Source organism: Azospirillum sp. TSO35-2 (assembly GCF_003116095.1).
Taxonomy (GTDB): Bacteria; Pseudomonadota; Alphaproteobacteria; order Azospirillales; family Azospirillaceae; genus Azospirillum.
In genome coordinates, this window is the sequence record NZ_LGRA01000018.1 from 315,430 (window position 1) to 340,284 (window position 24,855).

Genomic DNA, 24,855 nt, shown 5'->3' on the forward strand with positions numbered 1-24,855 from the left:
ACTGCAGGTGGTCGGCAAGCGGATCGAGGACGTTAAGATCGTCTCCACCGGCGGCGGGGCAGCAGGCATCGCCTGCCTCGACCTGCTCGTCGGCATGGGCGTCAAGCGCAGCAACATCACCCTGGTGGACCTGGACGGCGTGGTCTACCGCGGGCGTAACGTGGGCATGAACCCCCACAAGGAGCGTTACGCGACCGACTCCGCGGTGCGCAGCCTGGCGGACGCCATGGCCGGGGCCGACCTGTTCCTCGGCCTGTCGGGCCCCGGCGTGCTGACCGGCGCGATGGTCAAGACGATGGCGCCCAAGCCGCTGATCCTGGCGCTGGCCAACCCCGATCCGGAGATCACCCCGGAGGAGGCGCGCGCCGCCCGTCCGGACGCGATCATCGCCACCGGCCGCTCCGATTATCCCAACCAGGTCAACAACGTCCTCTGCTTCCCCTTCATCTTCCGCGGCGCGCTGGATGTCGGCGCCACCACCATCAACGAGGCGATGAAGATCGCCTGCGTGCGGGCCATTGCCGACATGGCGCGGGCCGAGGCGTCGGACGTGGTGGCCGCCGCCTACACCGGCGAGCAGTTGCGCTTCGGCCCCGACTACATCCTGCCCAAGCCGTTCGATCCCCGCCTGATCGTCGAGGTGGCGTCGGCGGTGGCCAAGGCCGCGATGGACAGCGGCGTGGCGACCCGCCCGCTGGCCGATTTGCGCGCCTACCGGGAGCGGCTGGGGCAGTATGTCTTCCGCTCCGGTCTCGTCATGAAGCCGGTGTTCCACAAGGCCGCCCAGGCGCCCAAGCGCGTCGTCTACGCCGAGGGCGAGGACGACCGCGTGCTGCGCGCCGCCCAGGTGGCGGTGGACGATGGCGTTGCGCGGCCCATCCTCCTTGGCCGCGTGGAGGCCGTGGAGCGCAAGATCCGGGGCCTCGGGCTGCGCTTGACACCCGGTGGAAACGTGACGGTGATCGAGCCCGCGCGGGATCCCCGCAGCCACGAGTATGCCGACGTTTATCGCCGGATCATGGAGCGGCGCGGCGTGTCGCCGGCCTTCGCCGACACCGTGGTGCGCACCGACGCGACCGTGTTCGCCGCCCTGATGGTGCGGCGCGGAGCCGCCGACGCGATGATCTGCGGCACGTCCGGCCGCTATGCCGAGCATCATGGCCATGTCCGGGACGTGCTCGGCCGTCGGGGCGACGCGCCCGTGTCGGCCGCCATGAACCTCCTGATCCTCGACAAGGGCACCTTCTTCCTCTGTGACACCCACGTGAATGCCGATCCGACGGCCGCGGAAATCGCGGAGATCGCCGTCCTGGCGGCGGAGAAGGTGCGGCACTTCGGCATCGAGCCGAAGGTGGCCCTGCTGTCGCACTCCAACTTCGGCAGCGCCGATTCGCCTTCAGCGGTCAAGATGCGCAAGGCGCTCGACCTTCTGAGGAGCCGGGCGCCGGACCTGGAGGCGGATGGCGAGATGCACGCGGACGCCGCGCTGTCGGAAGCGATCCGCGACCGCGTGCTGCCCAACGGGCGGCTGCGGGGTCAGGCGAACCTGCTGGTCATGCCGACACTGGATGCCGCGAACATCGCGTTCGAAATGCTGAAGGTGCTCGGGGACGGCTTGTCGGTCGGCCCGATCCTGCTGGGCGTCGGCGCGCCGGCCCACATCGTCACCCCGGCCATAACGTCCCGTGGCGTGGTCAACGTGACCGCGCTGGCCGTGGTGGACGCCCAGATGGACAGCGCTCCGTTTCCGGTGCGGCAGGCGGCGGAATAGCGGAAACGCCGCGCCGTTCGCTTGGGCGGGCATGCCGGCCGCTTGGCCGGCCGTGCTGCCGCAGCACAAAGAGGCGCCAGCACAGGGACCTCCAGCCGACAGCGGCATCCTGGCCTGCAAGGTTGTTGGGCCGCGTCGGTTGAAGTCCCGTGTTGCAACACCGGTTTGGCCCGGAGTCGGCTCATGTCATGTGGTTTGGTCAGGAACGGAGCAGGGGCTTGTGGGGCTGCCATCCTCCAATGGTCCGCTCGATGTGCTTCAGCGCGCGGCACAGCTTTTCATCGATGACACCCAGATACTCCTTCCAGTCCGAAACCTGCCGCAGTTCCGTCTGGCCGTCGGAAATCCCGCGAAGCCCAATCATCGGAAGCCCGAATTTCTCGCAGGCGCGCCAGACGGCATAGGTTTCCATGTCGACCATGTCGGCGTCGATCTGGTCGTAGCCTTGGCCCGAAACCATGTCCCCCCCGGTGGACAGCGACGCCGACGGCAAGCCGGTGACGGCATAAGGCAGTTCCACCACCACCGGCAGGTTCAGCAGCGGATTGCGCCCCCGCTCGAATCCCAGGGCTGACACGTCCATGTCGCGGTACGAGATGGCGGAAACCTGGAAGATTTCGGCCTGCGGCAGGCGCCGCGACCCGGCGGAGCCCAGGGAAACCACAAGATCAGGAAGGCGTTGCAACGCGGCCAGCGCGCCAAGATAAGCGGTCAGGTTGATCGCCGCCTCGACCGGACCGACGCCGATCATCAACGGATCGATCGTCGCCTGGAGCTTCGCGCCGTATTCCGCAGGCGCTGCCATGACGAAGAGGACTTCCGGGTTGTCGAACAACAAGAGGCACCTTTCAAGGATTGTGCATGACGGCCGGACCGCCGCATCACCGCGTCCCGGCTGCGCCGAACCGGATCGTCACGCCGAAAGCCTCGGCCGGTCCGATCGTCACGGCGTCGTCGGCGGTCTGGAACGGCAGGTTCAAATGCGCGAGGCGTTCCGCAACGGCGGCAGGATCGGCGACGGCAACCCGGTAGCTCGTGCCGCCGGACGCACCCGCCCCCGAGGCGATGACCAGCCGGCCACCGCCACGGAGCGGAAAGACGAGGTCCTGCCCGCCGTTGTTCCGTCCGGCAACACCGGTGAAGCCGGCGATGAAGTCCGCGTGCTCCGACGGGTCGGGCGCCTCCAGCGTCACCGCTTCGAGCTCGACGGCGCCGTTCGGGTGCTGCTGGAAGGCGGGGTTCCAGAAGGCCTCGGGATGGTGCTGCTGGCAGACGAAGAAGGCGGCGTCCGGCAGGCGCGGGTCGAGCGCGAAGGCCAGAGAGAAGGCGACCACGGTTTCGCTGCCGTCGGGACGGCGGCCCTTGCGCTCGAAGTGGAAGGGCTCGAACCGGCCGATTCCCGTGCGGGTGAACGCCGCCGCGTCGGCCGCCGCGTCGGTGCTGTCGAGCACGACCATGGCGAGGCCCTCGCGCGTCTCCAGACAATCGCGCACGAAGGCGCCGAAGCTGAAGCGCCCGGGCGCATGCGGCGGGATCAGCGCGCCATCGCCGACCGTGATCAGTTCCAGGAAGGACGATCGGAACTGGATCAGGCGGTTCTCGGTGCCCCAGGGATGGCGGTTGCGGGCGCCGACCTGAAAGCCGAGTCCTTCGTAGAGAGCGGCGGCCCGGTCGAGGTCGTGGACGGCCAGCACGAGGTGGTCGATCCGTCGGCGGGAGACGGTCATGCCCGTGCTCCCGACCGGTCCCGCAGGCGGCGGCTCACCGTCGCCACGGTGCGCTCGGACGCCTCCACGGCGCCCGCGAGATAGCCGGCTTCATTCGGGCTCACCTCGCTGCCCGCCAGCGTGAGCCAGTCCCGCCACGGGCCATGCACCCAGGCCGCGGCCGGGACCGGGTGGCCGGCGGACGCCGGATCGGCCTCCGTCGCGGTCAGGGGATCGGCGGCCCAGTCCTTCCAGAGCGTCGCGCGCGGGCTGGCCGCCTCCGGCCCGAAGATCCGGGCGAACTGCGCGAGGCAGGCCTTGGTCAGCGCCGCCTCCCCGATGCGGGCGCGCTCGTCCGCACCGACGCCGAGGAAGCCGAAGAGCGCCGCCTGTCCCGAGGCGGTGGTGGCGTCATGGATCTCCGGCATCGGCCCGACCATGCTCTGCGCCGTGCCGGAGAAGCCGGCGGCGCGCCAGAACGGGCAATCATACAGGGCAAAGAACTTGGCGTGGGGCGCCATCCAGGTGGGCGTCTCCCGCCAGAGCCGTCGCGTTTCCAAGGGCACATCGGGAGAAAACCGCACGGTGCTTTCCAGCACGCGCGGCGGGAGGGCGGCGATGATCTGGCCGGCGCGCACGCTCTCCTCACGGCCGTCGGCGTGGCGCAGCGACAGTTCCACCCCATCCTCGCGCGCATGCAGGGCGGTGACCCGGGCGCCGGTGTGGAGCCGGTCCGCAGGGATTGCCGCCGCCAGGGCCCGGATCAGCGCGGCGGAGCCGCCGACGAGGCGCAGCGAGCGCGGCTCCTGGCCGAGACCGGGGAGCCGATGGGGCGGTTCGCGCGACATCCGCTCGAACACCACGTCGCCCTCGCTGTGCTGGGCGAAGCTCGGCAGCCCCAATTCGGCGACCAGCGCCCCGATGGCGGGCTGCATCTCCGGCCAGAACCATGAGGGGCCGAGATCGAAGCCGTCCATGTCCGGCGCACCGGCCGCGTTCACGGTCAGGACGCGGCCGCCGAGCCGGTCCCGCGCCTCGTAGAGCTGGACGTCGACGCCGGCCCGGTGCAGCAGGCGCGCGGCATTGAGTCCGGCAAGACCACCGCCGAGGATGGCGACTCCGGTCTTCATCATGTCTGGTGTCTCCTCAGGAACGCTCGGGGATCGGCAGGACATCGGGGTGCTGCAACGGCGCGTCCTTGATCCAGATGCGGGCACCTTCCGGCCCGACGCTGGCGGTGAAATCGTGCCCCGCCGGGAGCCGGCACCAGCTTGGCGCCGCAAGAGCCCCGCCGCCGTGCAAGAGGCGGCCGGACACCAGCAGCAGTTCAAGCCCGCGATGGTTCGGGATCGTCACCGCCGCACCGGGCGCCCAGTCCTCGATCAGGACCCGCTCGGCGCCGTCGTCGAAGAGCAGCCGTGCCGCCGTCGCCCCGTCGCGCGGGGGCGCCGCCTTGCCCTCGCCGGGCCGGCGGACGAGCTGGGCGTGGTCGCCCTCGCGAAACTGCCAGAGCCTCACGAAGATCGTGCAGCCATCCGCCGCGGCTGGGCAGTGGCTCGTGCCGGGCGGGTTGCGGAAATAGCTCCCGGCGGGATAGTCGCCGTGCTCGTCCTGGAACGTGCCGTCGAGCACGAGGATCTCCTCGCCCCCGGAATGGACATGGGCGGGAAAGGCGCTGCCCTTGGCATAGCGGACGATCGAGGTTGCGCGGGCCACCTCGCCGCCTTCGCGGTAGAGCATCCGGCGGTCGACCCCGGCGGCCGGGCTCGGCACCCAGTCGAGGGTCCCGGCGTGAACGGCGACGGGTCGGCTCAGGTCGTCATTGAGGTGCAACGGCGGAGTCTCCCATGGTCAGCACCATCCGGAACTTCACCGCGCCGGACAGCATCCTGCGAAAGGCCTCGTCGGCCCGCTCGAGCGGCAGTGTCTCGATCCACGGGCGGGCGCCGGTCAGCACGCTGAAATCGAGCGCCCGCTCGTTGTCGTAGGGCGAGCCGGTGATCGAGCCCACGATGGATCGTTCACCGCCCACCAGATGCCCCGTCGCCACGGCCAGCGGATCCCTGCCGATGCCGAGCAGCACCAGCCGCCCCTCCGGCTGAAGCCCCGGCATCACCGACGCGACGACGCCCGTATCGCCGATGGTCGAGAGAAGCGCCCTGGCTCCCCCGATGTCCGTCAGCACCGCCGCGGCGTCCTCGCGCTCCGTATCGACATAGCGGTGCGCCCCCAGAGTCAACGCTTCCGCCGCGATGTCCGGACCGCGGCCGATGGCGATCACGCGGAACCCCATCCGGCGGGCATATTGCAGCGCCATGTGGCCGAGGCCGCCGATGCCCAGCACGGCCACCGTGTCGCCCGGTCCGGCGCCGGAGACCTTCAGCCCGTTGAAGGTGGCGAGCCCGGCGCAGAGGATCGGCGCGGCCTCTTCCGAGGAGAGGTCGTCGGGGATGGAGACGAGGCCCGTGGCCCGCGCGGTCATCATTTCGGCATAGCCGCCGTCGCGGGTCGCTCCCATGACCGGCTGCTGTCGGCACAGGTGGAACTTGCCCCGCCGGCACTCCCGGCAGTCGCCACAGTGCCCGCCGAAGCGGCCGACGCCGACGCGCTGGCCGACTTTCCAGATCGCCGGCACCCCCGGCCCGAGGGCGGTGATCCGCCCGACCACCTCGTGACCGGGAACCCGGCGCACCGCCGGATCGGCCTTCTCGATGTCGCCGCGGTCAGCGCCGCAGATGCCGCAGGCCTCGACCGAAATCAGCACCTCGCCCGCCTCCGGAACGGGGACGGGCCGCTCGACAAGTTCGAGGCGCCCCGGGGCGGTGACCGCCATCGCGCGATAGGTTGCCGTCATCGTTCATTCCCTCACTGTGCGCTCAAGGCGATTCTCAGCCGCGCCATCGCCTCGTCCACCGTTGCGCGCGGGCAGCCGAGCTTCACCCGCATGGAGCCATGCCCCTCGGTCCCGAACTTCGGCCCCGTGTCGAACCGGACGCGGTTCAGCGTCTCGGCGTCCCACCCCAGCCCCCGGCAGTCCGGCGTCCTCCGGGGTGAGCAGGGTTCGAACGCCGCCCCAGGTCATCGAGTTGGACGCGCGGTGGTCGATCCTCTCGTCGAAACGGATGTCAGAGGTGGCGGCGGTCATTCTGATCTCCGGTCTGGCCGCGGGAGGCGTCGACCGAGTTCTAGCGGAAGCCACCCATGAGCGGAAATGGAATGAATTCATCGAACCATGAACCAAGGTCATAACAAGCGGCCGTCATCACCTCGTCTTCCCCGATGATGCCAACTGTGCCGCCTGCGCCACGGCGGCGGTCGGGCAGATAAACGTGAGCCAAGCTTAGGTGCCGCGCTCACCCGGCGAAGGTCCGTCCATGAACGAGCCCGCGGACCGCAGCCCGCCAACAGCCACCGGCGGGAAATCGGCAACAGAAAGCGGCCAAGGCCAAGGTGGGCTTGAAACTCCGTCCTCATCCGGACCATCCTGCGGAGAGAGCCGCGCCCGAAACGGCATCGGGAACGCCGCTCCCTTGGTTGGGATCAAGAGGAACAGACGTGCATCCAACGATTGTTGAAATTCCTGAGCAGAACACAGCGGTGGCGGTGCCCGCCCTGCGGGTGCTGTGGCCGAAACACGACGCAGTGGAGATGCGCAGGATCATCGACACGATGTTGCGGCCGAATGGTTATCGGCTTGTCGGTATCATTCCGAAACAGGGCGAGCCGGCGGCGTGCGTCATGGGGTTCCGCCTGCAGCATTCCCTGTGGCTCGGGAAATCCCTCTACATCGTCGACATTGCCACGCTGCCGGAATACCGAGGCCTGGGGTACGCGTCCCACATTCTGGACTGGGCAGAGAAGGAAGCCAAAAGGCTGAACTGCAACGCGCTTCATCTGGATTCCGGGGTTGGTCCCGACCGGAGCGACGCGCACCGCCTGTACATGGCGAAGCGGTACCAGATCGGGTGTCACCACTTCGTGCGCAAACTGGAATAAGTCCAAGCGTCACTAGCATTACAGTTGTGATGGATCGGCCTCCGACCTGTTGAGCAGTGTTTGGGAGGTCGCGTCCTCGCCCATGGTCCGGTGGGCTCCCTGCGCCGTCAGCCGCGGCGTGGCGCGACACCTGACGGAACCCATCCGGGGAACCGTGCCCTTCGGCCATCGTTGGCGGCAGGTGCGACCGCAGACTGCGCATGCAGACTGCGCACCAGGGAGGGTCGCCATGGATGCACCGACACCAGCAATGAGCACGGCCGGTCCGGAAAGCCACGGGACGCGGCGGGATTTCCTCTACCTCACCACCACCGCTGTGGGGGCGGTTGGCACGGCAGCCGCGCTGTGGCCGATGATCGACAGCCTGAATCCGGCAACCGACACGCTGGCGCTCGCCTCCATCGAGGTCGACCTCGCTCCGGTCGCGGTCGGGCAGGCCATCACCGTGACGTGGCGCGGCAAACCGGTCTTCGTTCGCCATCGCACCCCGGAGGAAATCGAGGCCGCCCGTTCGGTGACGGTGAGCGACCTGCCCGACCCGCAGCCGGACGATAAGCGCGTCATCAAGCCCGAGTGGCTGGTGGTGATCGGAATCTGCACGCACCTCGGCTGCGTGCCGCTGGGGCAGAAGCCGACCGATCCGCGCGGCGACTATGGTGGCTGGTTCTGCCCCTGCCATGGGTCGCAATACGACACCTCGGGCCGCATCCGCAAAGGCCCGGCCCCGGCCAACCTCGTCGTGCCGCACTACACCTTCCTCAACGACAACCGCATCCGGCTCGGCTGACCGGCAGAACCTGGGATGGAACGCCCATCGGGTGCCGTCGTTGGCGGAAAGAGGACCTCGGCGGACACTGGGTCCGACCAGCCAGGAGAACGACATGAAAACGGATCATTCCGATCACCGCCCATCGGGAACTGCCGGCCAAGGCCACGATGACGACTGGGTGGGCGCCTACGGCTTCGGCGGGCATCACGGGCCGGGCTATGACCCGCAGCCGGGGGAGACGCGCGACGCCTGGGACCGGGCAGCCGACTCCTTCCTCGCCTCCATTGGCGACGAGGACGCTGCGCGGCGCCTGCGCAACGACTATATGCTGGCACGCGCAGGGCGCGGACGCGATCGGAGCCAATGAGCGGACCGAAGCGGCCCAACACCCTGCCGCCGGTTGGCTATCGCATGAACGGTCGATGGAACAGACGTCCGATCACGGCAATCCCTCCTGTCGCCGCGCGTCAGGCGTGGCGTGCGAGGATTGCACCCTGCGGCGGTCGCACCTGTTCAAGCCGCTCGACCAGAACGAACTCGGCTATGTGAGCAGGCTCCGGGACCGGCAACTCGTGCGGCCGGCCGGAGCCAGACTGCTCAGCACCGGACCAGCCGGTGGCTTCATCTACACGCTCTATTCGGGCTGGGCGTTCCGATCGATCCGGCTGGCGGACGGCTCGCGGCAGATCGTCGAAATCCTGCTGCCGGGGGACGTGTTCGGTCTGCATGTGGCGTTGCTTGGCAACTGGGACTACGAGGTCACCGCGCTGACGCGGACCGTGCTGTGCCGGTTGAGGGCGCCGTCGCTGGATGACCTCTGCACCCAGGTCCCGGCGCTGAACCGGGCGCTGATCCACACGCTGGTCGACGACAAGCGGCGCGCCGACAGCCGGCTCGCGGTGCTCGGCCGCACGTTGGGGCCGCAACGCATTGCCTACCTGATGCTGGAGCTGGCGGAACGGCTGGAGGAGACGGGCGAACTGAAGGACGGCTGCTGCGCCTTTCCCTTGCGCCGCCGCCATCTCGCCGACGCCACCGGCCTGTCGGGAACCCACGTCAACCGTTCCCTCGGCGAACTGCGGGAGAAGCGGCTCGCCCATCTCGAGGACGGTCGGCTCACGATCCTCGATCGCGAGCGGCTGGCCGGCTTCGCCGGCTACACCCCCTTGGGGCGGCGGGTCCAGCGGCTGATCCTCTGAGCACCAATCATTAAATCGCGCACATATGTGCTGAACTGCGGAACCCCTGTCGACGACGGACCGTTGGATTTTTGATGTTCGGCAACCGCACTCCGGCTGCCGGCCACCGCCAACAGGCAGGATTCCAGCATGACCACATCCTTTCACAAGGAGCTGCTGACATGCATCCCGGAGCTGCGGTGCTACGCCCTCAAGCTCACGGGCGAGTATGCGGCTGCCGAGGATCTCGTGCAGGACTGCCTGGAGCGTGCGCTGAGGAACGCCGAGAAGTTCGAGCTGGGCACCAACCTGGAAGCTTGGCTGACGACGATCATCAAGAACCTCTTTTTCACCCAGTGTCGGCGCTGTCGCCGTTGCCATGAGGTCGAACTGGACGAGCATGACGGAATCGTCCCGCCGCCACAGATCACGCGTATCGCTCTCCACGAGGTCGAGGGGGCAATCCACGCCCTTCCGCCGCGCCAGCGCGATCTCCTGCAACTGGTGGCCATCGATGGTGTCTCGTACCAGGACGCGGCGGACCGCCTGGGCGTGCCGGTCGGGACCATCCGTTCGCGCCTTTCCCGTGCCCGCGAGCAGGTCCGCCACATTCTGGAGCGGCGGGAGCGCTCCGTACGGGCTCCGTCGGTGCGCGCCGTTCAGTCGCATCCCGCTCCCCCGCCGCCCGCCGCGGCGGCAGCGCCGGACACAGCCGCTCCAGCGCCGGGTGCGCTTCGACTGCGGCCCTCTGCGCTGCCTGTGTGCTTGGCCGAACTGTGCCGCCGCTTCTCGACGGGCGCGTCCCGCGCCGCCCGGCTCGCCGTGCCCCCTCGCTGGGAATGGCTTCGGCGCAGACCGGTGCGTGAGAGATCGACGCTGGAGAGCATCCGCACAAGAGGGCCGCCGTCCGCCGACAAGCGGCCGCCGTTGAGAGCCGGCTTGCCTCCCCCTGACGGAACCACCCGTGTCGTCGGCCATTGAGGGGCTGAACCGATGTAAACAGGACGATTGATGCCACTCTCCATTCAGGCGGGCCTGTGGGGCCTGCTCAGCGGTTCGGCGCTGCTGCTCGGCGCCGCGGCCGCGTATCTGGCGCGCATCCCGCAACGGGTGATCGCGGGGGTCATGGCGTTTGGCAGCGGCGTGCTGATTTCGGCGCTGTCGTTCGAGCTGATGGACGAGGCGATCCGGCGTGGCGGCTTTCCGGCGACGGCGGCGGGCTTCCTGGGCGGGGCACTGGTCTACACCGTCGCCAACGTCATCGTGTCGCGACGCGGCGCCAAGCACCGCAAGCGGTCCGGCGGGCAGCAGAACGGCGACGCGGGCAGCGGTCTGGCGATCGCCGTCGGCGCGCTGCTTGACGGCATCCCCGAGTCCATCGTCATCGGCGTCAGCCTGATCGAGGGCGGCTCTGTCAGCTTCGTCGCGGTCGTCGCCGTGTTCCTTTCCAACGTGCCGGAGGGCCTGTCGAGCGCCGCCGGCATGACGAAGGCTGGCCGCTCGGCCGCTTACATCTTCGGCCTGTGGGGCGGCATCGCGCTGGTCTCCGGGCTGGCATCATGGCTGGGCTACGTGGTGTTCGCCGGGCTGGGCGACGCTGTGGTGGCGGCGACGCAGGCGGTTGCGGCTGGCGCCATCCTGGCGATGATCGCCGACACCATGATCCCGGAAGCGTTCGAGGAGACCCATGACTACGCCGGCTTCATCACGGTCGCCGGCTTCCTCGCCGCGTTCGCGCTGTCCAAGATGGGCGGGTAGGGGGCGCGCCGCCGCGCCCCCGGTCGCTCACGTCTTCGTGCCGCCGCCGTGCGGCAAATAGCTCTCGACGAAGTCCTTCGCGGTGTCCTTCAGCATGTCCCAGACCTCCGGGTCGCCCTTGGCCAGCGTCGCCATCATGGCGGCGGCGTTTTTCAGCGTGATGTGCGGCGGCAGCGGCGGGACGTTGGGGTCGGTGAACGCCTCGACCACCACCGGACCGCGGGTCGCCAGCGCTTCGTCCCAGACCCGCCCGAGATCCTCGGGCTTGTCGACGAACAACCCCTTGAAGCCCAGCAACTCGGCGTAGCGGGCGTAGGGCACATCGGGAAGCTGCTGCGAGGCATCGAACTTCGGGTCGCCGGCCTGCGCGCGCATCTCCCAGGTCACCTGGTTCAGGTCGCGGTTGTTGAGCACCAGCACCACGAAGCGCGGGTCGGCCCACCGCTTCCAGTATCGCAACACGGTGATCAGCCCGTTCATGCCGTTCATCTGCATGGCGCCGTCGCCGACGATGGCGAGCACCGGGCGGTCGGGGTGGGCGAACTTGGCGGCGATGGCGTAGGGCATGCCCGGCCCCATGGTGGCGAGGCCGCCGCACAGGCTGGCCTTCATGCCCCGGCGGATCTTCAGGTCGCGGGCGTACCAGTTGGTGCCGGACCCGGTGTCGCAGGCGATCACCACGTCGTCGGGCAGCTTCGGCGACAGCTCCCAGAAAACGCGCTGCGGGTTCAGCGGCGTGGCGTCGTTCATCGCGCGCGCCTCCAGCACCTTCCACCAGTCGGCCACGCCGGATTCGATGCCCTGGCGCCAGGAGCGGTCCTGCTTGCGCTGGAGCAGCGGGATGAGCGCGCGCAGCGTGCCGGCGCTGTCACCAACGAGATTCACCTCCATCGGGTAGCGGATGCTGAGCATCTTCGGGTCGATGTCGATCTGCACGCCGCGCGCCTGCCCCTCCTTGGGCAGGAACTCCGAATAGGGGAAGCCGGAGCCGATCATCAGCAGCGTGTCGCAGTTCACCATCATCTCGTAACTGGGCCGGGTGCCGAGCAGGCCGATGGAGCCGGTGACGAAGGGCAGATCGTCGGGCAGCGCCGCCTTGCCGAGCAGCGCCTTGGCGACACCGGCCCCCAGGATGTCGGCCACCTCGATCACCTCGTCGGTCGCCTGCAGCGCCCCGGCACCGACCAGGATCGCCACCTTGGAGCCGGCGTTCAGCGCGTCGGCGGCGCGGCCCAGGTCTTCGTCGGTGGGGCGCACCACGGGGGCCGACCAGCCGACGCCGGAATGGATGGTGCCGTGGGCGCGCGGTGGCGTCTCCACCGCGTCCATCTCCTGCAGGTCGTTGGGCAGGATGATGCAGGTCACCGTGCGCTCCGCCTTGGCGATGCGCACCGCGCGGTCGACGAGGTGGCGGACCTGGGCCGGGGTGGAGGCCATGTGGACGTATTCGCCGGCAACGTCCTTGAACAGCGAGATGAGGTCCACCTCCTGCTGGTAGTGGCCGCCGAGCGCGGTCAGCGCCTGCTGCCCGACGATGGCGAGCACCGGCTGGTGGTCGAGCTTGGCGTCATAGAGGCCGTTCAGCAGGTGGATGGCGCCGGGGCCGGAGGTGGCGAGGCACACCCCCAGCTCGCCGGTGTACTTGGCGTGCGCGGTCGCCATGAAGGCGGCCAGTTCCTCGTGCCGGGCCTGGACGAACTCGAAGCGGTCGCCGGCACGGGCCAGCGCGCCGACCAACCCGTTGATGCCGTCGCCCGGATAGCCGAAGACGCGCCGTACGCCCCATTGGGAGAGCCGCTGCCAAAAGAAGTCGCTGACGTTCGCAGCCATGGTCGCCTCTCGATGTCTTTGCAGGGTGGATTGCCGTTGCCGCCTCAACGGCCGGCGGCGGCCCCGGTTCGGGCGGCGACCGCATTTTATGGGGAACCGCGGCGGGGACCGGGAGTTGGCCCGGCACCCGTCACCAGGGTTCGAGCACGCCCATGCCCCACGCCCCACGCGTTGAAACGCCCATTGAACGGATCGGCGTCGAGACCTTCACCATTCCGACCGACCAACCCGAAGCCGACGGCACCATGGACTGGGACAGCACGACGCTGGTCGTGGTCACCGCCGAGGCGGGTGGCCGCAACGGGCTCGGCTACGGCTACGCCGATATGGCGACCGCCCGCCTGATTGCCGACAGGTTGGCGGGCCGGGTCGGCGGCATCGACGCCTTCGACACCAACCGCGCCTGGATCGTCATGACCGAGGCGGTGCGCAACCTCGGCCGGCCGGGCATCGCCGCCATGGCGATCTCGGCGGTGGACGTGGCGCTGTGGGATCTGAAGGGCAGGTTGCTGGGGCTGGGCATCGCCGATCTGCTGGGCCGCGCCCGCGACGGCACGCCGGCCTATGGCAGCGGCGGCTTCACCTCCTATTCGGACGGGCGGTTGGTCGAGCAGCTCGCCGGCTGGGCGCGCGACGGGCTGTCGGCCGTCAAGATGAAGATCGGCCGCGACGCCGGGAGGGATCGGGAGCGCGTGGCGCTGGTGCGCACCGCCATAGGCCCCGATACCGACCTCTATGTCGACGCCAACGGCGCCTATGACCGCAAGCTGGCGCTGGCCCAGGCCGGGCGCTTCGCCGATCAGGGCGTGGCCTGGTTCGAGGAGCCGGTGTCGTCGGACGACCTGGAAGGCTTGCGCCTGCTGCGCGACCGCGGTCCCGGCGGCATGATGATCGCGGCGGGGGAGTACGGCTACACGCCCATCTACTTCCGCCGCATGCTGGAGGCCGGCGCGGTCGACGTGCTCCAGGCCGACGGCACGCGCTGCGGCGGCATCACCGGCTTCCTGGCCGCGGCGGCGCTGGCGGAGGCGTTCACGGTGCCGCTGTCGGCCCACACCGCGCCGACGCTGCACGCCCAGGTCGGCTGCGCCTGCCGCTCCTTGAAGAACATCGAGTATTTCCACGATCATGCCCGCATCGAGGCGATGCTGTTCGACGGCGCGATCACCCCGGTGAACGGCGAACTGGCGCCGGACCGGACGCGCCCCGGCCTCGGCATCGAGCTGAAGCGGGCCGACGCCGAGAGGTTCCGCACATGACCGACATCGACGTGCCCGCCTTGGTGGCCGCGCTGCGCAGCCGCGTGGATGGCGAGATCCGCTTTGGCGACGGCGACCGGGCGCTCTACGCCACCGATTCCTCCAATTACCGCGAAGTGCCCGTCGGCGTGGTGGTGCCCCATCACGTGGAGGCGCTGGCCGAGGCGGTGCGGGTGTGCTCCCACTTCGGTGTCCCGATCACGCAGCGCGGCGGCGGCACCGCGCTGGCCGGGCAGACCACCAACTACGCGGTCATCATCGACAGTTCGAAGTACTGCAACGGCTTTCTTTCCATCGACCTGGAGAAGCGGCTGGCGACGGTGGAGCCGGGGATCACGCTGGACGAGGTGCAGAAGCGCTGCAAGCCGCACGGGCTGCGCTTCGGCCCCGACCCGTCGACGCACGACCACAACTCCATCGGCGGCATGATCGGCAACAACTCCGCCGGCCCACACTCGGTGATCGCCGGGGTCACCAGCCACAACGTCGAGAGCCTGGACATCCTCACCTACGACGGGCTGCGCCTGACCGTCGGCCGCACGACCGAGGCGGAGCTGGAGCGCTTCATCGCCGAGGGCGGACGGAAGGGGGAGATCTACGCGCGGCTGAAGGCCCTGCGCGACCGCTACGCCGACGAGATCCGCCGCGTCTACCCGAAAATCCCGCGCCGGGTGTCGGGCTTCAACCTGGATTCGCTGCTGCCGGACGGGGACGGGGCGTTCAACCTCGCCCAGGCCCTGGTCGGCACCGAAGGGACCTGCGTCACGGTGCTGCGCGCCACGCTCAACCTCATCCCCGACCCACCGGCCAAGGTGGTGCTGGTCGCCGGGTTCGAGAGCGTGTGCCACGCCGCCGACATCGTCTGCGACGTGCGCGGCTTCGGCCCCGACGCCATCGAGGGGGTGGACGAGCGCCTGACCGACTTCATGCGCAAGAAGCACCTGCACGTCGATGACCTGAAGCTGCTGCCGGAGGGGCCGTCCTGGCTGTTCGTCGAGTTCGGCGGGGAGAGCCGCGACGACGCGCTCGCCAAGGCCCGCCGGCTGGAGGAGCATCTGCGCGGCCAGCCGCACGTCGAGGGCCTGAAGATCGTTGCCGACGACCACGAGCAGGAGCGGCTGTGGAAGGTGCGCGAATCCGGCCTCGGCGCCACCGCCTGGGTGCCTGGGGAGAAGCACGACACCTGGCCAGGCTGGGAGGACTCTGCGGTGGCGCCGGAAAACCTCGGCTCCTACATGCGCGACCTGCTGGCGCTGTTCGACCGCTACGGCTACGAGCCGGCGCTGTACGGCCATTTCGGCGATGGGCTGATCCACTGCCGCGTCGGCTTCGGTCTGCACACGCGGCAGGAGGTGGACAGGTTCCGCGCCTTCCTGAACGACGCGGCCCATCTGGTGGTGCGGCACGGCGGCACCCTGTCCGGCGAACATGGCGACGGGCAGGCGCGGGCGCAGCTGCTGCCGATCATGTTCGGCGACGATCTCGTCCGCGCCTTCGCCGCGTTCAAGGCGATCTGGGACCCGGACAACCGGATGAACCCGCACAAGGTCGTGCACCCCTTCGCCGTGGACCAGCATTTGCGGCTCGGGCCACGCTTCCACCCGCCGCACCTCGACCATGTCTTCGCCTACAAAGAGGATGGCGGGTCGTTCACCCACGCGCTGCTGCGCTGCGTCGGTGTCGGCAAGTGCCGACGGCACGAGGGCGGCACCATGTGTCCGAGCTTCCGCGCGACGCGCGAGGAGAAGCACTCGACGCGCGGCCGGGCCCGCCTCCTGCAGGAGATGTTGCAAGGCGATCCCCTCGAAGCGGGCTGGGGGGACGAGACGATCCATGACGCACTGCACCTCTGCCTCGGCTGCAAGGGCTGCAAGGCCGACTGCCCGGTCAATGTCGACATGGCGACCTACAAGGCAGAGTTCCTGCACCACCATTACCAGGGCCGCATGCGCCCGCGTGCGGCCTACAGCATGGGGCTGATCCACCGCTGGGCGCGCTGGCTGGCCCCGGTGTGGTGGGCGCCCAACCTGGCGACACGAACGCCGGTGTTCGGCCGGCTCTCGCGGGCGGCGGCGGGCATCGCGCCGCAGCGCCCGGTGCCGGCCTTCGCCCCGCGGACCTTTCGCCGGTCCTGGGCGCCGGAACCGGACCGTGGGCGTCCGCCCGTGGTGCTGTGGACCGACAGCTTCAACAACCATTTCACGCCCGAACCGCTGTTCGCCGCGGCCGAGGTGCTGGAGGCTGCCGGCTACGCCGTCACCATTCCGCGGGCGAACCTGTGCTGCGGCCGGCCTTACTACGACTTCGGTTGGCTGGATGCCGCCAAGCGCACTCTGAAGCGCACAATGGCCGGCCTGCGGCAGGAACTGGACGCCGGTGCCTATGTGGTCGGCATCGAGCCGAGCTGCCTGTCGGTGTTCCGTGACGAACTGCCCAACCTGTTCCCCGATGATGCGGAGGCCAAGCGGCTGACCCAGCGCACCATGCTGCTGGCCGAATTCCTGGAAAAGGTGGCGCGCTTCGACCCGCCGACGCTGTCCGGCAAGGCCCTGGTGCATGGGCACTGCCACCACAAGGCGGTCTTCGGCATGGGGTGTGACGCCGCGCAGATCCGCAAGAGCGGGCTCGACGCGCGCGTCCTCGACGACGGCTGCTGCGGCATGGCCGGCGCCTTCGGCTATGAAGCGGACAAGTACGAGGTGTCGCTTGCCGTCTTCGACCAGGGGCTCGGCGCCACCTTGCGCGACGCGCCGCCCGATGCGCTGCTGATCGCCGATGGCTTCTCCTGCCGCCAGCAGGTCGAGCAGTTGACCGGCCGGCACGCGTGGACGCTGGCCGAGGTCTGGCGCGATGGGCTGCGCCGCCGGTCCTCGCACACGCCGGCCAACCGGGAACGCGCGCCTCACGCCGCCGAGTAGGACTAGGAAGGAGCAGGTTCCATGAACGACGGTTCCATGAGCGACACTCCCATCGGCCACACCCGCTGGGCGATCCCGGACGGCTACATCCCGTCCGGGAGCCACGGCCCCGAGCCGGACATGACCAGCCACGAGGGCCTGTGCATCCTCAACGCGGGCGACCGGGAGGTGGAGGTGCGGATCACGCTGTACTTCACCGACCGCGAGCCCGCCGGCCCCTACCGCCTTGCGGGTCGGCGCGCGGCGCACCAACCATGTGCGCATGAACCTGCTCAACGATCCGGAGCCGGTGCCGCTGGGCACGCCCTATTCCAGCGTCGTCGAGGCGAGCGGGCCGGTGGTGGTGCAGGTCACCCGCCTGGACAGCCGGCAGGCGGAGAACGCACTGCTCAGCACCATCGCGTTCCCCGGCTGAGTGGTCACGGCCCCGGGGTGCTCGGGGCCAGCAGGGCGAGGCCGGTCGCCGCGTCCTTGCGGCGGACGAGGTGTTTCGGGCTCTCGAGCAGCATGACCTCCAGCGTCGGGTGCACCTCCGCCTCCAGCAGATGGCCGGCAACGGCCTGCCCGTCGCGTTTGCCCAGCACGGCGTGCAGGTGCAGCCCCGGCCCGTCCGGACTCTCGGCGATGTTGCCGATCAGCGAGACCACCTCGCACTGCCCCTCCACCGGGATGCGGTCGTAGTCCTTGCGGTCGAAGTCGAAGAACCCCAGCACCGCGCGCCGGAAGGCGCCGATGGCGGTGAGGCTGCTTCCCGCCAGCCCTTCGTCCCGCGCCACCGCCTTCAGCCCCTCGATAGGATCGTCGCCGGTCTGGAAGACGACGGCGTAGATCCGCTCGGGTCCGTCCTTGATCCGTTTCACCTGCATGTCCGTGCCTCCGTGGTCAGGGGATGCCGCCCGAGCGCTGTCGGGCCGGTTCCGCGTTGCGGCTGAGGTTGTGGGCGGAGTTCACCAGCGCGATGTGCGAGAATGCCTGCGGGAAGTTCCCGACCAGCCGCCCGGCGCCTGGATCATACTCCTCCGACAGCAGGCCGAGGTCGTTGCGGAGACCCAGAAGGCGCTCGAACAACGCCGTCGCCTCGGCCTGTCGGCCTTGCAGGACGTAGGCGTCCACCAGCCAGAAGCTGCACGCCAGGAAACTGCCCTCGCCGGGTGGCAGCCCGTCCTCGACGCGGCTCGTGTCGTAGCGCTGGACGAACCCGTCCTTCAACAGCCGGCGCTCGATGGCCGTCACGGTACCGGCGACGCGCGGGTCGTCGGCCGGCAGAAAGCCAACCACGGGCAGCAACAGCAGGGAGGCGTCCGGCTCCTTGGCCTTGTAGAACTGCACGAAGGAACCCATCGCGGGATCATAGCCGTTGGCGCACACGTCGTCGTGGATGCGCCGCCGCAGTGCCTTCCACGCCTCGACCGGCCCGTCCATGCCGAACTGTTCGGCGCTTCTGACCGCGCGGTCGAAGGCTGCCCAGGCCATCACCTTGGAGAAGGTGAAGTGTCGCCGGCCACCGCGGGTTTCCCAGATGCCTTCGTCCGGCTGGTCCCAGACCGTCTCCAGATGAGCGAGCAGTGACCGTTGAAGCCGCCATCCCGCGTCGTTCCGGCCGAGGCCGCCCTTCCGGCCCTGGTGCAGCGCGTCCATCAGTTCGCCGTACACGTCGAGCTGGCGCTGCGAGGACGCGGCGTTGCCGATGCGCACGGGGCGGGAGCCTTCGTAGCCGGGCAGCCAGTCGGCCTCCCACTCCCGCAGGCGGCGTTCGCCGGCCAGACCGTACATGATCTGGATCTGGTCGGGGTGGCCGGCGGCGGCGCGCAGCAGCCAGTCGCGCCAGGCGCCCGCCTCCTCGTAGAAGCCGGCGTTCATCAGCGCCTGCAGCGTAAAGGTCGAGTCGCGCAGCCAGCAGTACCGGTAATCCCAGTTGCGCACACCGCCGAGTTGCTCGGGGAGCGACGTGGTGGGGGCTGCGACGATGCCGCCGGTGGGCCGGTAGGTGAGCGCCTTCAGCGTCACCAGCGAGCGGCGCACCGCGTCGGACCACGCGCCGTCGTAGGTGCAGTGGCCGATCCAATCCGCCCAGAACCCCTCGGTGTCGCAGAGCGCCTGTTCCGCATCCACCGGCTCTGGTGGCGGCGTGTAGGAGGGGGCGTAGGTCATCACGAAGGGCACACGCTCGCCGGCCGCGACGGTGAAGTCGCCGACGGTCGTCAAATTTTCCCCGTGCAGCGCCACCGGCGTGCGCAGGAGCAGCATATCCGGCCCGGCGATGGCCCGCAGGCCGCCGTCGTCCAGGCGCGACACCCAGGGCACGGCGCAGCCGCAGCCGAAGCGGATGACCAGTTCGGTGCGCATGGCGACGCGGCCCCGGCGCCCTGCCACGATGCGCACCACGTCCGACGCCTGTCCGCGGGGTGGCATGAAGTCGATGACAGTCACCGCCCCGTCCGCAGTTTCGAAGTCTGTCTCCAGGATCAGCGTGTCGCCGCGGTAGCGCCGTGTCGCGCGGGCGTCCGGGTCGGCCGGCGCCATCAGCCAGCGGCCGTGCTCCGGGGCGCCGAGCAGGGCGGCGAAACAGGCGTCGGAATCAAATCGTGGCCAGCACAGCCAGTCGACCGAGCCGGCCCGCGACACCAGGGCCGCGGTCTCGCAATCTCCGAGCAACGCGTAGTCTTCGATCCGTGATGCCATGCCGGCCTTCCCCGCGGCGTGTCCGCACCTCGCCAACTCGCGGGAGGCCGGGGGGTTCCGGGGGAATGGAACCAGACGTGTCGCTCGGAGTTGCTCCCGTGTCGTGCGGTCATGTGTCCGGCCGCGAATGATGCGGCACATAGGACCGTGGGCCAGGATGAAATCAGCGGATCAGGTCCCAGTCAAGCCAGCGCGTTTCGCATGCATTGTGTCACACACGGGGTTTCCCAATCCTCGGCTTGAACCGTATTGCCATCCCGTCTCTCGTCACCCTCGCACATCCTCATCTTGGAAACTCCAAACCGACAGTGACGATGTTCCTGTGGACGGCCCTCCCTGACGTCGCGTTCGACACCGACCACACCTTATGGCCAGTTCAGGCCGGTGGGCAGCGGTCGTCCACAGCATCAAGCCAACGGATGACACCCGGGCGGTTGAGGGAAAATTTTGAATTCGGCGCGAACCGATTGCTTGCTGGTGAGTTATCCAGCCAACGAAAGGCATGCGACAATGATGCAAACGCGCACGGTCGACGGAATCATCACCCTGGCGCAGGAAAGCCGCTTCCAGCTGGTCAGCGACCAGGGGATCGCGAAGCTGTTCATGCTTGCCCACAGCGCACCGATCGAACCGCAGGACCTGCCGGCGCTGGTCGGTTCCAGGGCGCGGGTCACCGTCACCTATGACGAGCCGCCCGACCTGATCGCCGCCGTGGTTCGCGACATCCGCTATGCCGACAGCGAAACCAAAGGGGAGAGCCGCTCATGAAGCCGCGTCAGCCACGCAAGCCGGGGCAGAGCCGGCCCGTCCTTCGTCGCACGCTCGCTGACCGTGCGCGTGATTTCCTGGCCGAATGGTCGTTGCCGCGTCAGTTGAGCGGGGAAAGCCCCTTTTCCGACGCCGCGAAAAGCCGGATGTCGCACACTCTGCGCCCGCGCCTGGAAGAGGCGGATACCGTCGGCACCAACATCTGCCCCTACTGCGCGGTCGGCTGCGCCCAGCTGATCTACGCCAAGGAGGGCCGCGTCATCCATGTGGAGGGCGACCCGCGCAGTCCGATCAACCAGGGCACGCTCTGCCCGAAGGGGGCGGCGACCTTCGGCTGGCTGACCAGCGAGCTGCGGATGAGCAAGGTGCTCTATCGCGCGCCCCATTCCGACAGGTGGGAGGAACGGCCGCTGGACTGGGCGATGGACCGCATCGCGCAGCTGACCAAGCAGACCCGCGACGAGACCTTCGTCGAGACGCTGCCCGACGGCACCGTCGTGAACCACACGCTGGGCATCGCCTCGCTGGGCGGGGCGACCTTGGACAATGAGGAAAACTACCTGATCAAGAAGCTGTTTTCCGGCGGCCTCGGGATGGTCTGGGTCGAAAACCAGGCAAGGGTCTGACACTCCTCATCGGTGCCCAGTTTGGGTGCCTCCTTCGGCCGTGGGGCGGCCACCATGCCCCAATGGGATCTCGCCAATTCCGACGCCATCCTGGTGATGGGGTCCAACATGGCGGAAAACCACCCGATTGCCTTCCGCTTCGCTCTCCAGGCGAAGGAGAAGGGGGCCGCACTGTTCCATGCGGATCCCCGTTTCACCCGCACCTCGGCGCTGGTCGACACCTATGCTCCGGTGCGCGCCGGGACCGACATCGCGTTTCTGGGCGGGATTATCCGCCATATCCTGGAGAACAACCTGTGGTTCAGGGATTATGCCCTGAACTACACCAACATCTCCACGATCATCGAGGATGACTTCCTGGATGCCAACCAGAACGATGGGAAATTCTCGGGCTGGAGCGAGAAGAAGAAGTCGTACGAGTACGATAGCTGGCAGTACAAAGGCGAGTTCGTGCCGTCGTCTTTGGCGGAGCATTTCGTCAACACCACCGAATCCTTCTCCGATTGCACCAAGCGCCTCAAGAAAGGGCCGACGCCGAAGGACGAGACCCTGCAGGATCCGCGTTGCGTCTACCAGATCCTGAAGCGTCACTTCTCCGTCTACACGCCGGAGATGGTGGAGCGGGTGACCGGCTGCCCGAAGGAAACCTTCTTGGCGGTGGCGGACGGCTTCTGCCGTGCCTCAGGACCCGAACGTACCGGCGCGATCTGCTACGCCGTCGGCTGGACCCACCATTCGACCGGCGTCCAGATCATCCGGGCCGCGGCGATCATCCAGCTGCTGCTGGGCAACGTCGGTCGGCCGGGTGGTGGCATCCTGGCCTTGCGGGGGCATTCCAGCATCCAGGGATCGACGGACATCCCGACGCTGTACAACCTGCTGCCGGGCTATCTGCCACAGCCGCATGCTCACAAGCCGCACGGCACGCTGCAGGACTATATCGACCACGAAGCGACCCCGACCGGCTGGTGGCACAACTTCCCCAAATACATGGTCAGCCTGCTGCGCGCCTGGTACGGCGAGGCGGCGATGAAGGAGAATGGCTGGTGCTTCGAGATGTTGCCGAAGATCCTCGGCGACCATTCCCAGCTGCCGATGACGCTCGCCATGCAGGACGGGCTGATCAGGGGCATGTTCCTGATGGGCCAGAATCCGGCGGTCGGCGGCAGCAACTCCCGGCTGGTGCAGAGCGCGCTTGGCAAGCTGGACTGGCTGGTCGTCACCGACTTCACCGAAACCGAAAGCGCGTCCTTCTGGTATGAAGGTCATGCGGTGCGCAGCGGCGAGCTGACGCCGCAGGACATTGGGACCGAGATTTTCCTGCTGCCGACCTCGCTGGCCGGGGAAAAGGCCGGCACCTTCACCAACACCCACCGCCTGATCCAATGGCACGACAAGGTGGTGGACGGCCCCGGCGACAGCCGGTCCGACCTGTGGTTCATCTATCAGCTCGGCCGCCGGCTGAAGGCGCTCTATGCCAACAGCGCGGCGGTGAAGGACCAGGGGATCCGTTACCTGACCTGGGACTATCCCGAGGCCGACGGGAAGGGAGAGCCGGACGCTGAAGCCGTGCTGAAGGAAATCAACGGCTACACATGGTCGCCCGACCCGGCGCAGCGGCAGCAGATCCCCGACTTCAAGGAGTTGAAGGACGACGGGTCGACCGCCTGCGGCTGCTGGATCTACACCGGCGTCTTCCCGAAGAACGACTTCAATCACGCCCGGTCGCGCAAAGCCGACGGTGCGGACGGCCCGGGCACGCACCTGCAATGGGCCTTCGCCTGGCCGTCGAACCGGCGGACCCTGGTCAACCGCGCCGCCGCCGACCCCTCCGGCAAGCCATGGTCGGAGCGCAAGAAGCTGGTCTGGTGGGATGAGGAGAAGGGCGAGTGGGCCGGCACCGACGCGGTCGACTTCTCGAAGAACAAGCGGCCCGACTATGCGCCAGACTGGTCGACGGAGCCGTCGGGAATGGACGCGCTGTGCGGCACCGATCCGTTTATCATGATCGCCGATGGCCGAGGCGCGCTGTTCGTGCCGTCAGGATTGAAGGATGGGCCGCTGCCGACCCACTACGAGCCGGTCGAATCGCCAGTGAGAAACCCGCTCTACGCCCAGCAGCAGAACCCGACCGCCAAGATCTGGGACCGGCCCGACAACCCGATCCATCCGCCGGGCGATCCGCGCTACCCCTATGCGCTGACCACCTACCGCCTGACGGAGCATCATTCGGGCGGCACGCCGACCCGGTCGGTCGCCTCCACCGCCGAACTCCAGCCGGAGGGGTTCTGCGAAATCCCCCCGGAACTGGCGGCGGAACTTGGCATCGGCATGCTGGACTGGGTGGTCCTGTCCACCCCGCGCGGGCAGATCGAGACCAAGGCGATGGTGACCGAAAGGCTGCGGCCCTTCGCCATCGACGGCCGGCGGATCTACCAGATCGGCCTGCCCTGGCATTTCGGCTGGAAGGGCTTCGCCACCGGCGACATCGCCAATGTGCTGACCGCGGCCATCGGCGATCCGAACACCGGCATGCATGAGAACAAAGCGCTGACCTGCGGTCTGCGACCCGGCCGCCTCGCTCCCGACGAGCCGCGCGGCCGGTTGCGGGATGTCCGGCAGGAGGGGGATTGAGAATGGGAGCCGTGAAGGACATACCCGCGCGCGCGGTGCCAAAGCGCGCGCTCGACTATGCCGAGCCGATCCTCCCGGGGATGATTCCGGACGAATCGGAACTGACCGCCGGGGTGACCATCGTGCCGGGGCGAAGCTACGGCTTCTTCACCGACACCACCCTGTGCATCGGCTGCAAGGCCTGCGAGGTGGCCTGCAAGGAGTGGAATGCCCTGCCTGCCGACGATGTCGGGCTGAAGGGCACCAGCTATGACAACACCGGCAGGCTGTCGGCCAACAGCTGGCGCCATGTCGCCTTCGTCGAGAAGATCGGCGGCGACCTGGACGCCGGGGAGGGGAGGGGCACGGAGCGGAACACCACCACCATGCCGCCCTTCCAGAGCAACTGGCTGATGATGAGCGACGTGTGCAAGCACTGCCACAACGCTCCCTGCCTGGAGGCCTGTCCGACCGGCTCGCTGTTCCGGACGGAGTTCGACACCGTCGTCGTTCAGCAGGACATCTGCAACGGCTGCGGCTATTGCGTGCCGGCCTGCCCGTTCGGCGTGGTCGACCTGAACGTTGCCGACGGCAAGGCGCACAAATGCACGCTGTGCTACGACCGGCTGAAGGGCGGGCTGGAACCGGCTTGCGCCAAGTCCTGCCCGACCGACAGCATCCAGTTCGGCGAACTGCCTGATCTGGTGGAGCGGGCGAGGGAGCGGGTCGACAGCCTGCATGAGCGCGGCGCCACCGACGCCTATCTCTACGGCGCGCCGGGCTCGCCCGGGGCGACCGGCGATCTGGGGCACCTGAACGCCTTCTTCTTGCTGACCGACCGGCCGGAAACCTACGGCCTGCCATCCGCACCCACCCGCGCCTCCAACCGGGTGGCGCCGGCACTGGGCACCGGGCTCGCCACCATGGCCGGGTTGACGATGGTCGCGGTCGCCCTGTTCGCCGCCAACCGCCGGTCATGAG

The 24,855-nt window shown here is 68.7% G+C and carries 21 protein-coding genes; 13 read left to right on the forward strand and 8 right to left on the reverse strand.

Translation table 11 applies throughout. The features are described from left to right. A partial coding sequence (locus TSO352_RS12315; RefSeq protein ID WP_109108294.1) for a phosphate acyltransferase occupies positions 1-1,771 on the forward strand: 1,771 nt, incomplete at its 5' end. 199 nt (positions 1,772-1,970) lie between these two features. On the opposite strand, the gene TSO352_RS12320 is transcribed toward TSO352_RS12315, so the two are convergent. Genes TSO352_RS12320 through TSO352_RS12340 form a run of 5 tightly spaced genes read right to left on the reverse strand, consistent with a single transcriptional unit; the run spans position 1,971 to position 6,331 of the window. After that, positions 1,971-2,606, reverse strand: a complete 636-nt coding sequence (locus TSO352_RS12320; protein ID WP_247872059.1) for a 5'-methylthioadenosine/S-adenosylhomocysteine nucleosidase — start codon at positions 2,604-2,606, stop codon at positions 1,971-1,973. 46 nt (positions 2,607-2,652) lie between these two features. After that, complete coding sequence (locus TSO352_RS12325) at positions 2,653-3,498, reverse strand: VOC family protein (protein WP_109107629.1); 846 nt, start codon at positions 3,496-3,498, stop codon at positions 2,653-2,655. Beyond that, positions 3,495-4,610: an FAD-dependent oxidoreductase gene (locus tag TSO352_RS12330; protein WP_109107630.1), complete on the reverse strand. Its 1,116-nt coding sequence runs from the start codon at positions 4,608-4,610 to the stop codon at positions 3,495-3,497. Before TSO352_RS12330 ends, TSO352_RS12325 begins: the two co-directional genes overlap by 4 nt. Positions 4,611-4,623: 13 nt before the next feature. After that, positions 4,624-5,310, reverse strand: coding sequence for a cupin domain-containing protein (locus TSO352_RS12335; protein WP_109107631.1), 687 nt, complete (start codon positions 5,308-5,310; stop codon positions 4,624-4,626). After that, positions 5,297-6,331 carry an alcohol dehydrogenase catalytic domain-containing protein gene (locus TSO352_RS12340; protein ID WP_109107632.1) on the reverse strand — a complete coding sequence of 345 codons (1,035 nt, stop codon included), beginning with the start codon at positions 6,329-6,331 and terminating at the stop codon, positions 5,297-5,299. Before TSO352_RS12340 ends, TSO352_RS12335 begins: the two co-directional genes overlap by 14 nt. 701 nt (positions 6,332-7,032) lie before the next feature. On the opposite strand from TSO352_RS12340, the gene TSO352_RS12345 reads away from it, so the two are divergent. From TSO352_RS12345 to TSO352_RS12365, 6 genes are all read left to right on the forward strand, one after another. Next, on the forward strand, positions 7,033-7,473 hold the full coding sequence (locus tag TSO352_RS12345; protein WP_109107633.1) for a GNAT family N-acetyltransferase: 441 nt from the start codon (positions 7,033-7,035) through the stop codon (positions 7,471-7,473). 250 nt (positions 7,474-7,723) lie between these two features. Continuing rightward, on the forward strand, positions 7,724-8,260 hold the full coding sequence (petA, locus tag TSO352_RS12350; RefSeq protein ID WP_247872060.1) for a ubiquinol-cytochrome c reductase iron-sulfur subunit: 537 nt from the start codon (positions 7,724-7,726) through the stop codon (positions 8,258-8,260). Between the two features lie 94 nt (positions 8,261-8,354). Then, on the forward strand, positions 8,355-8,609 hold the full coding sequence (locus TSO352_RS33205) for a hypothetical protein (RefSeq protein ID WP_158284576.1): 255 nt from the start codon (positions 8,355-8,357) through the stop codon (positions 8,607-8,609). A 55-nt stretch (positions 8,610-8,664) separates the two neighbouring features. Then, the gene (locus TSO352_RS12355; protein WP_158284577.1) at positions 8,665-9,441 is read left to right on the forward strand and encodes a Crp/Fnr family transcriptional regulator; all 777 of its coding nucleotides are present in this window, start codon (positions 8,665-8,667) and stop codon (positions 9,439-9,441) included. Positions 9,442-9,570: 129 nt separating this feature from the next. Continuing rightward, positions 9,571-10,401, forward strand: coding sequence for a sigma-70 family RNA polymerase sigma factor (locus TSO352_RS12360; protein ID WP_109107636.1), 831 nt, complete (start codon positions 9,571-9,573; stop codon positions 10,399-10,401). A 30-nt stretch (positions 10,402-10,431) separates the two neighbouring features. Next, positions 10,432-11,178 (forward strand): ZIP family zinc transporter, encoded by a 747-nt coding sequence (locus tag TSO352_RS12365; RefSeq protein ID WP_109107637.1) that lies wholly within the window; start codon positions 10,432-10,434, stop codon positions 11,176-11,178. A gap of 27 nt (positions 11,179-11,205) precedes the next feature. On the opposite strand, the gene TSO352_RS12370 is transcribed toward TSO352_RS12365, so the two are convergent. Continuing rightward, complete coding sequence (locus tag TSO352_RS12370; protein ID WP_109107638.1) at positions 11,206-13,008, reverse strand: thiamine pyrophosphate-requiring protein; 1,803 nt, start codon at positions 13,006-13,008, stop codon at positions 11,206-11,208. 152 nt (positions 13,009-13,160) lie between these two features. Here TSO352_RS12370 and TSO352_RS12375 point away from each other — a divergent pair, with 152 nt between their 5' ends. The 3 genes from TSO352_RS12375 (at position 13,161) to TSO352_RS34260 (ending at position 17,600) form a co-directional block, all read left to right on the forward strand. Then, positions 13,161-14,267 (forward strand): enolase C-terminal domain-like protein, encoded by a 1,107-nt coding sequence (locus TSO352_RS12375; RefSeq protein ID WP_109107639.1) that lies wholly within the window; start codon positions 13,161-13,163, stop codon positions 14,265-14,267. After that, positions 14,264-17,185 carry an FAD-binding and (Fe-S)-binding domain-containing protein gene (locus TSO352_RS12380; RefSeq protein WP_109107640.1) on the forward strand — a complete coding sequence of 974 codons (2,922 nt, stop codon included), beginning with the start codon at positions 14,264-14,266 and terminating at the stop codon, positions 17,183-17,185. The genes TSO352_RS12375 and TSO352_RS12380 overlap by 4 nt, the downstream gene beginning before the upstream one ends. Before the next feature lie 262 nt (positions 17,186-17,447). After that, the gene (locus TSO352_RS34260; protein WP_282183853.1) at positions 17,448-17,600 is read left to right on the forward strand and encodes a sensory rhodopsin transducer; all 153 of its coding nucleotides are present in this window, start codon (positions 17,448-17,450) and stop codon (positions 17,598-17,600) included. A gap of 4 nt (positions 17,601-17,604) precedes the next feature. Here TSO352_RS34260 and TSO352_RS12390 read toward each other — a convergent pair whose 3' ends face one another. Further along, on the reverse strand, positions 17,605-18,051 hold the full coding sequence (locus TSO352_RS12390) for a PPC domain-containing DNA-binding protein (protein ID WP_109107641.1): 447 nt from the start codon (positions 18,049-18,051) through the stop codon (positions 17,605-17,607). 16 nt (positions 18,052-18,067) lie between these two features. After that, positions 18,068-19,867 carry a glycoside hydrolase family 15 protein gene (locus TSO352_RS12395; RefSeq protein WP_109107642.1) on the reverse strand — a complete coding sequence of 600 codons (1,800 nt, stop codon included), beginning with the start codon at positions 19,865-19,867 and terminating at the stop codon, positions 18,068-18,070. A gap of 510 nt (positions 19,868-20,377) precedes the next feature. Here TSO352_RS12395 and TSO352_RS12400 point away from each other — a divergent pair. From TSO352_RS12400 to TSO352_RS12415, 3 genes are all read left to right on the forward strand, one after another. Beyond that, positions 20,378-20,635, forward strand: a complete 258-nt coding sequence (locus TSO352_RS12400) for a hypothetical protein (RefSeq protein WP_199231581.1) — start codon at positions 20,378-20,380, stop codon at positions 20,633-20,635. A gap of 146 nt (positions 20,636-20,781) precedes the next feature. Next, complete coding sequence (gene fdh / locus TSO352_RS12410; RefSeq protein ID WP_282183854.1) at positions 20,782-23,895, forward strand: formate dehydrogenase; 3,114 nt, start codon at positions 20,782-20,784, stop codon at positions 23,893-23,895. A gap of 11 nt (positions 23,896-23,906) precedes the next feature. Then, positions 23,907-24,854 (forward strand): 4Fe-4S dicluster domain-containing protein, encoded by a 948-nt coding sequence (locus TSO352_RS12415; RefSeq protein ID WP_247872061.1) that lies wholly within the window; start codon positions 23,907-23,909, stop codon positions 24,852-24,854. The last annotated feature ends 1 nt before the right edge of the window (position 24,855 follow it).

Bases quoted from the DNA above. Each gene is read 5' to 3' on its own strand.
- petA (WP_247872060.1), top strand. From the start codon at position 7,724: ATGAGCACGGCCGGTCCGGAAAGCCACGGGACGCGGCGGGATTTCCTC.
- TSO352_RS33205 (WP_158284576.1), top strand. From the start codon at position 8,355: ATGAAAACGGATCATTCCGATCACCGCCCATCGGGAACTGCCGGCCAA.
- TSO352_RS12395 (WP_109107642.1), bottom strand. From the start codon at position 19,867: ATGGCATCACGGATCGAAGACTACGCGTTGCTCGGAGATTGCGAGACC.
- TSO352_RS12340 (WP_109107632.1), bottom strand. From the start codon at position 6,331: ATGACGGCAACCTATCGCGCGATGGCGGTCACCGCCCCGGGGCGCCTC.
- TSO352_RS12330 (WP_109107630.1), bottom strand. From the start codon at position 4,610: ATGATGAAGACCGGAGTCGCCATCCTCGGCGGTGGTCTTGCCGGACTC.
- TSO352_RS12355 (WP_158284577.1), top strand. From the start codon at position 8,665: ATGGAACAGACGTCCGATCACGGCAATCCCTCCTGTCGCCGCGCGTCA.
- TSO352_RS12380 (WP_109107640.1), top strand. From the start codon at position 14,264: ATGACCGACATCGACGTGCCCGCCTTGGTGGCCGCGCTGCGCAGCCGC.
- TSO352_RS12375 (WP_109107639.1), top strand. From the start codon at position 13,161: ATGCCCCACGCCCCACGCGTTGAAACGCCCATTGAACGGATCGGCGTC.
- TSO352_RS34260 (WP_282183853.1), top strand. From the start codon at position 17,448: ATGAACCTGCTCAACGATCCGGAGCCGGTGCCGCTGGGCACGCCCTAT.
- TSO352_RS12360 (WP_109107636.1), top strand. From the start codon at position 9,571: ATGACCACATCCTTTCACAAGGAGCTGCTGACATGCATCCCGGAGCTG.
- TSO352_RS12365 (WP_109107637.1), top strand. From the start codon at position 10,432: ATGCCACTCTCCATTCAGGCGGGCCTGTGGGGCCTGCTCAGCGGTTCG.
- TSO352_RS12370 (WP_109107638.1), bottom strand. From the start codon at position 13,008: ATGGCTGCGAACGTCAGCGACTTCTTTTGGCAGCGGCTCTCCCAATGG.
- TSO352_RS12400 (WP_199231581.1), top strand. From the start codon at position 20,378: ATGATGCAAACGCGCACGGTCGACGGAATCATCACCCTGGCGCAGGAA.
- TSO352_RS12325 (WP_109107629.1), bottom strand. From the start codon at position 3,498: ATGACCGTCTCCCGCCGACGGATCGACCACCTCGTGCTGGCCGTCCAC.
- TSO352_RS12390 (WP_109107641.1), bottom strand. From the start codon at position 18,051: ATGCAGGTGAAACGGATCAAGGACGGACCCGAGCGGATCTACGCCGTC.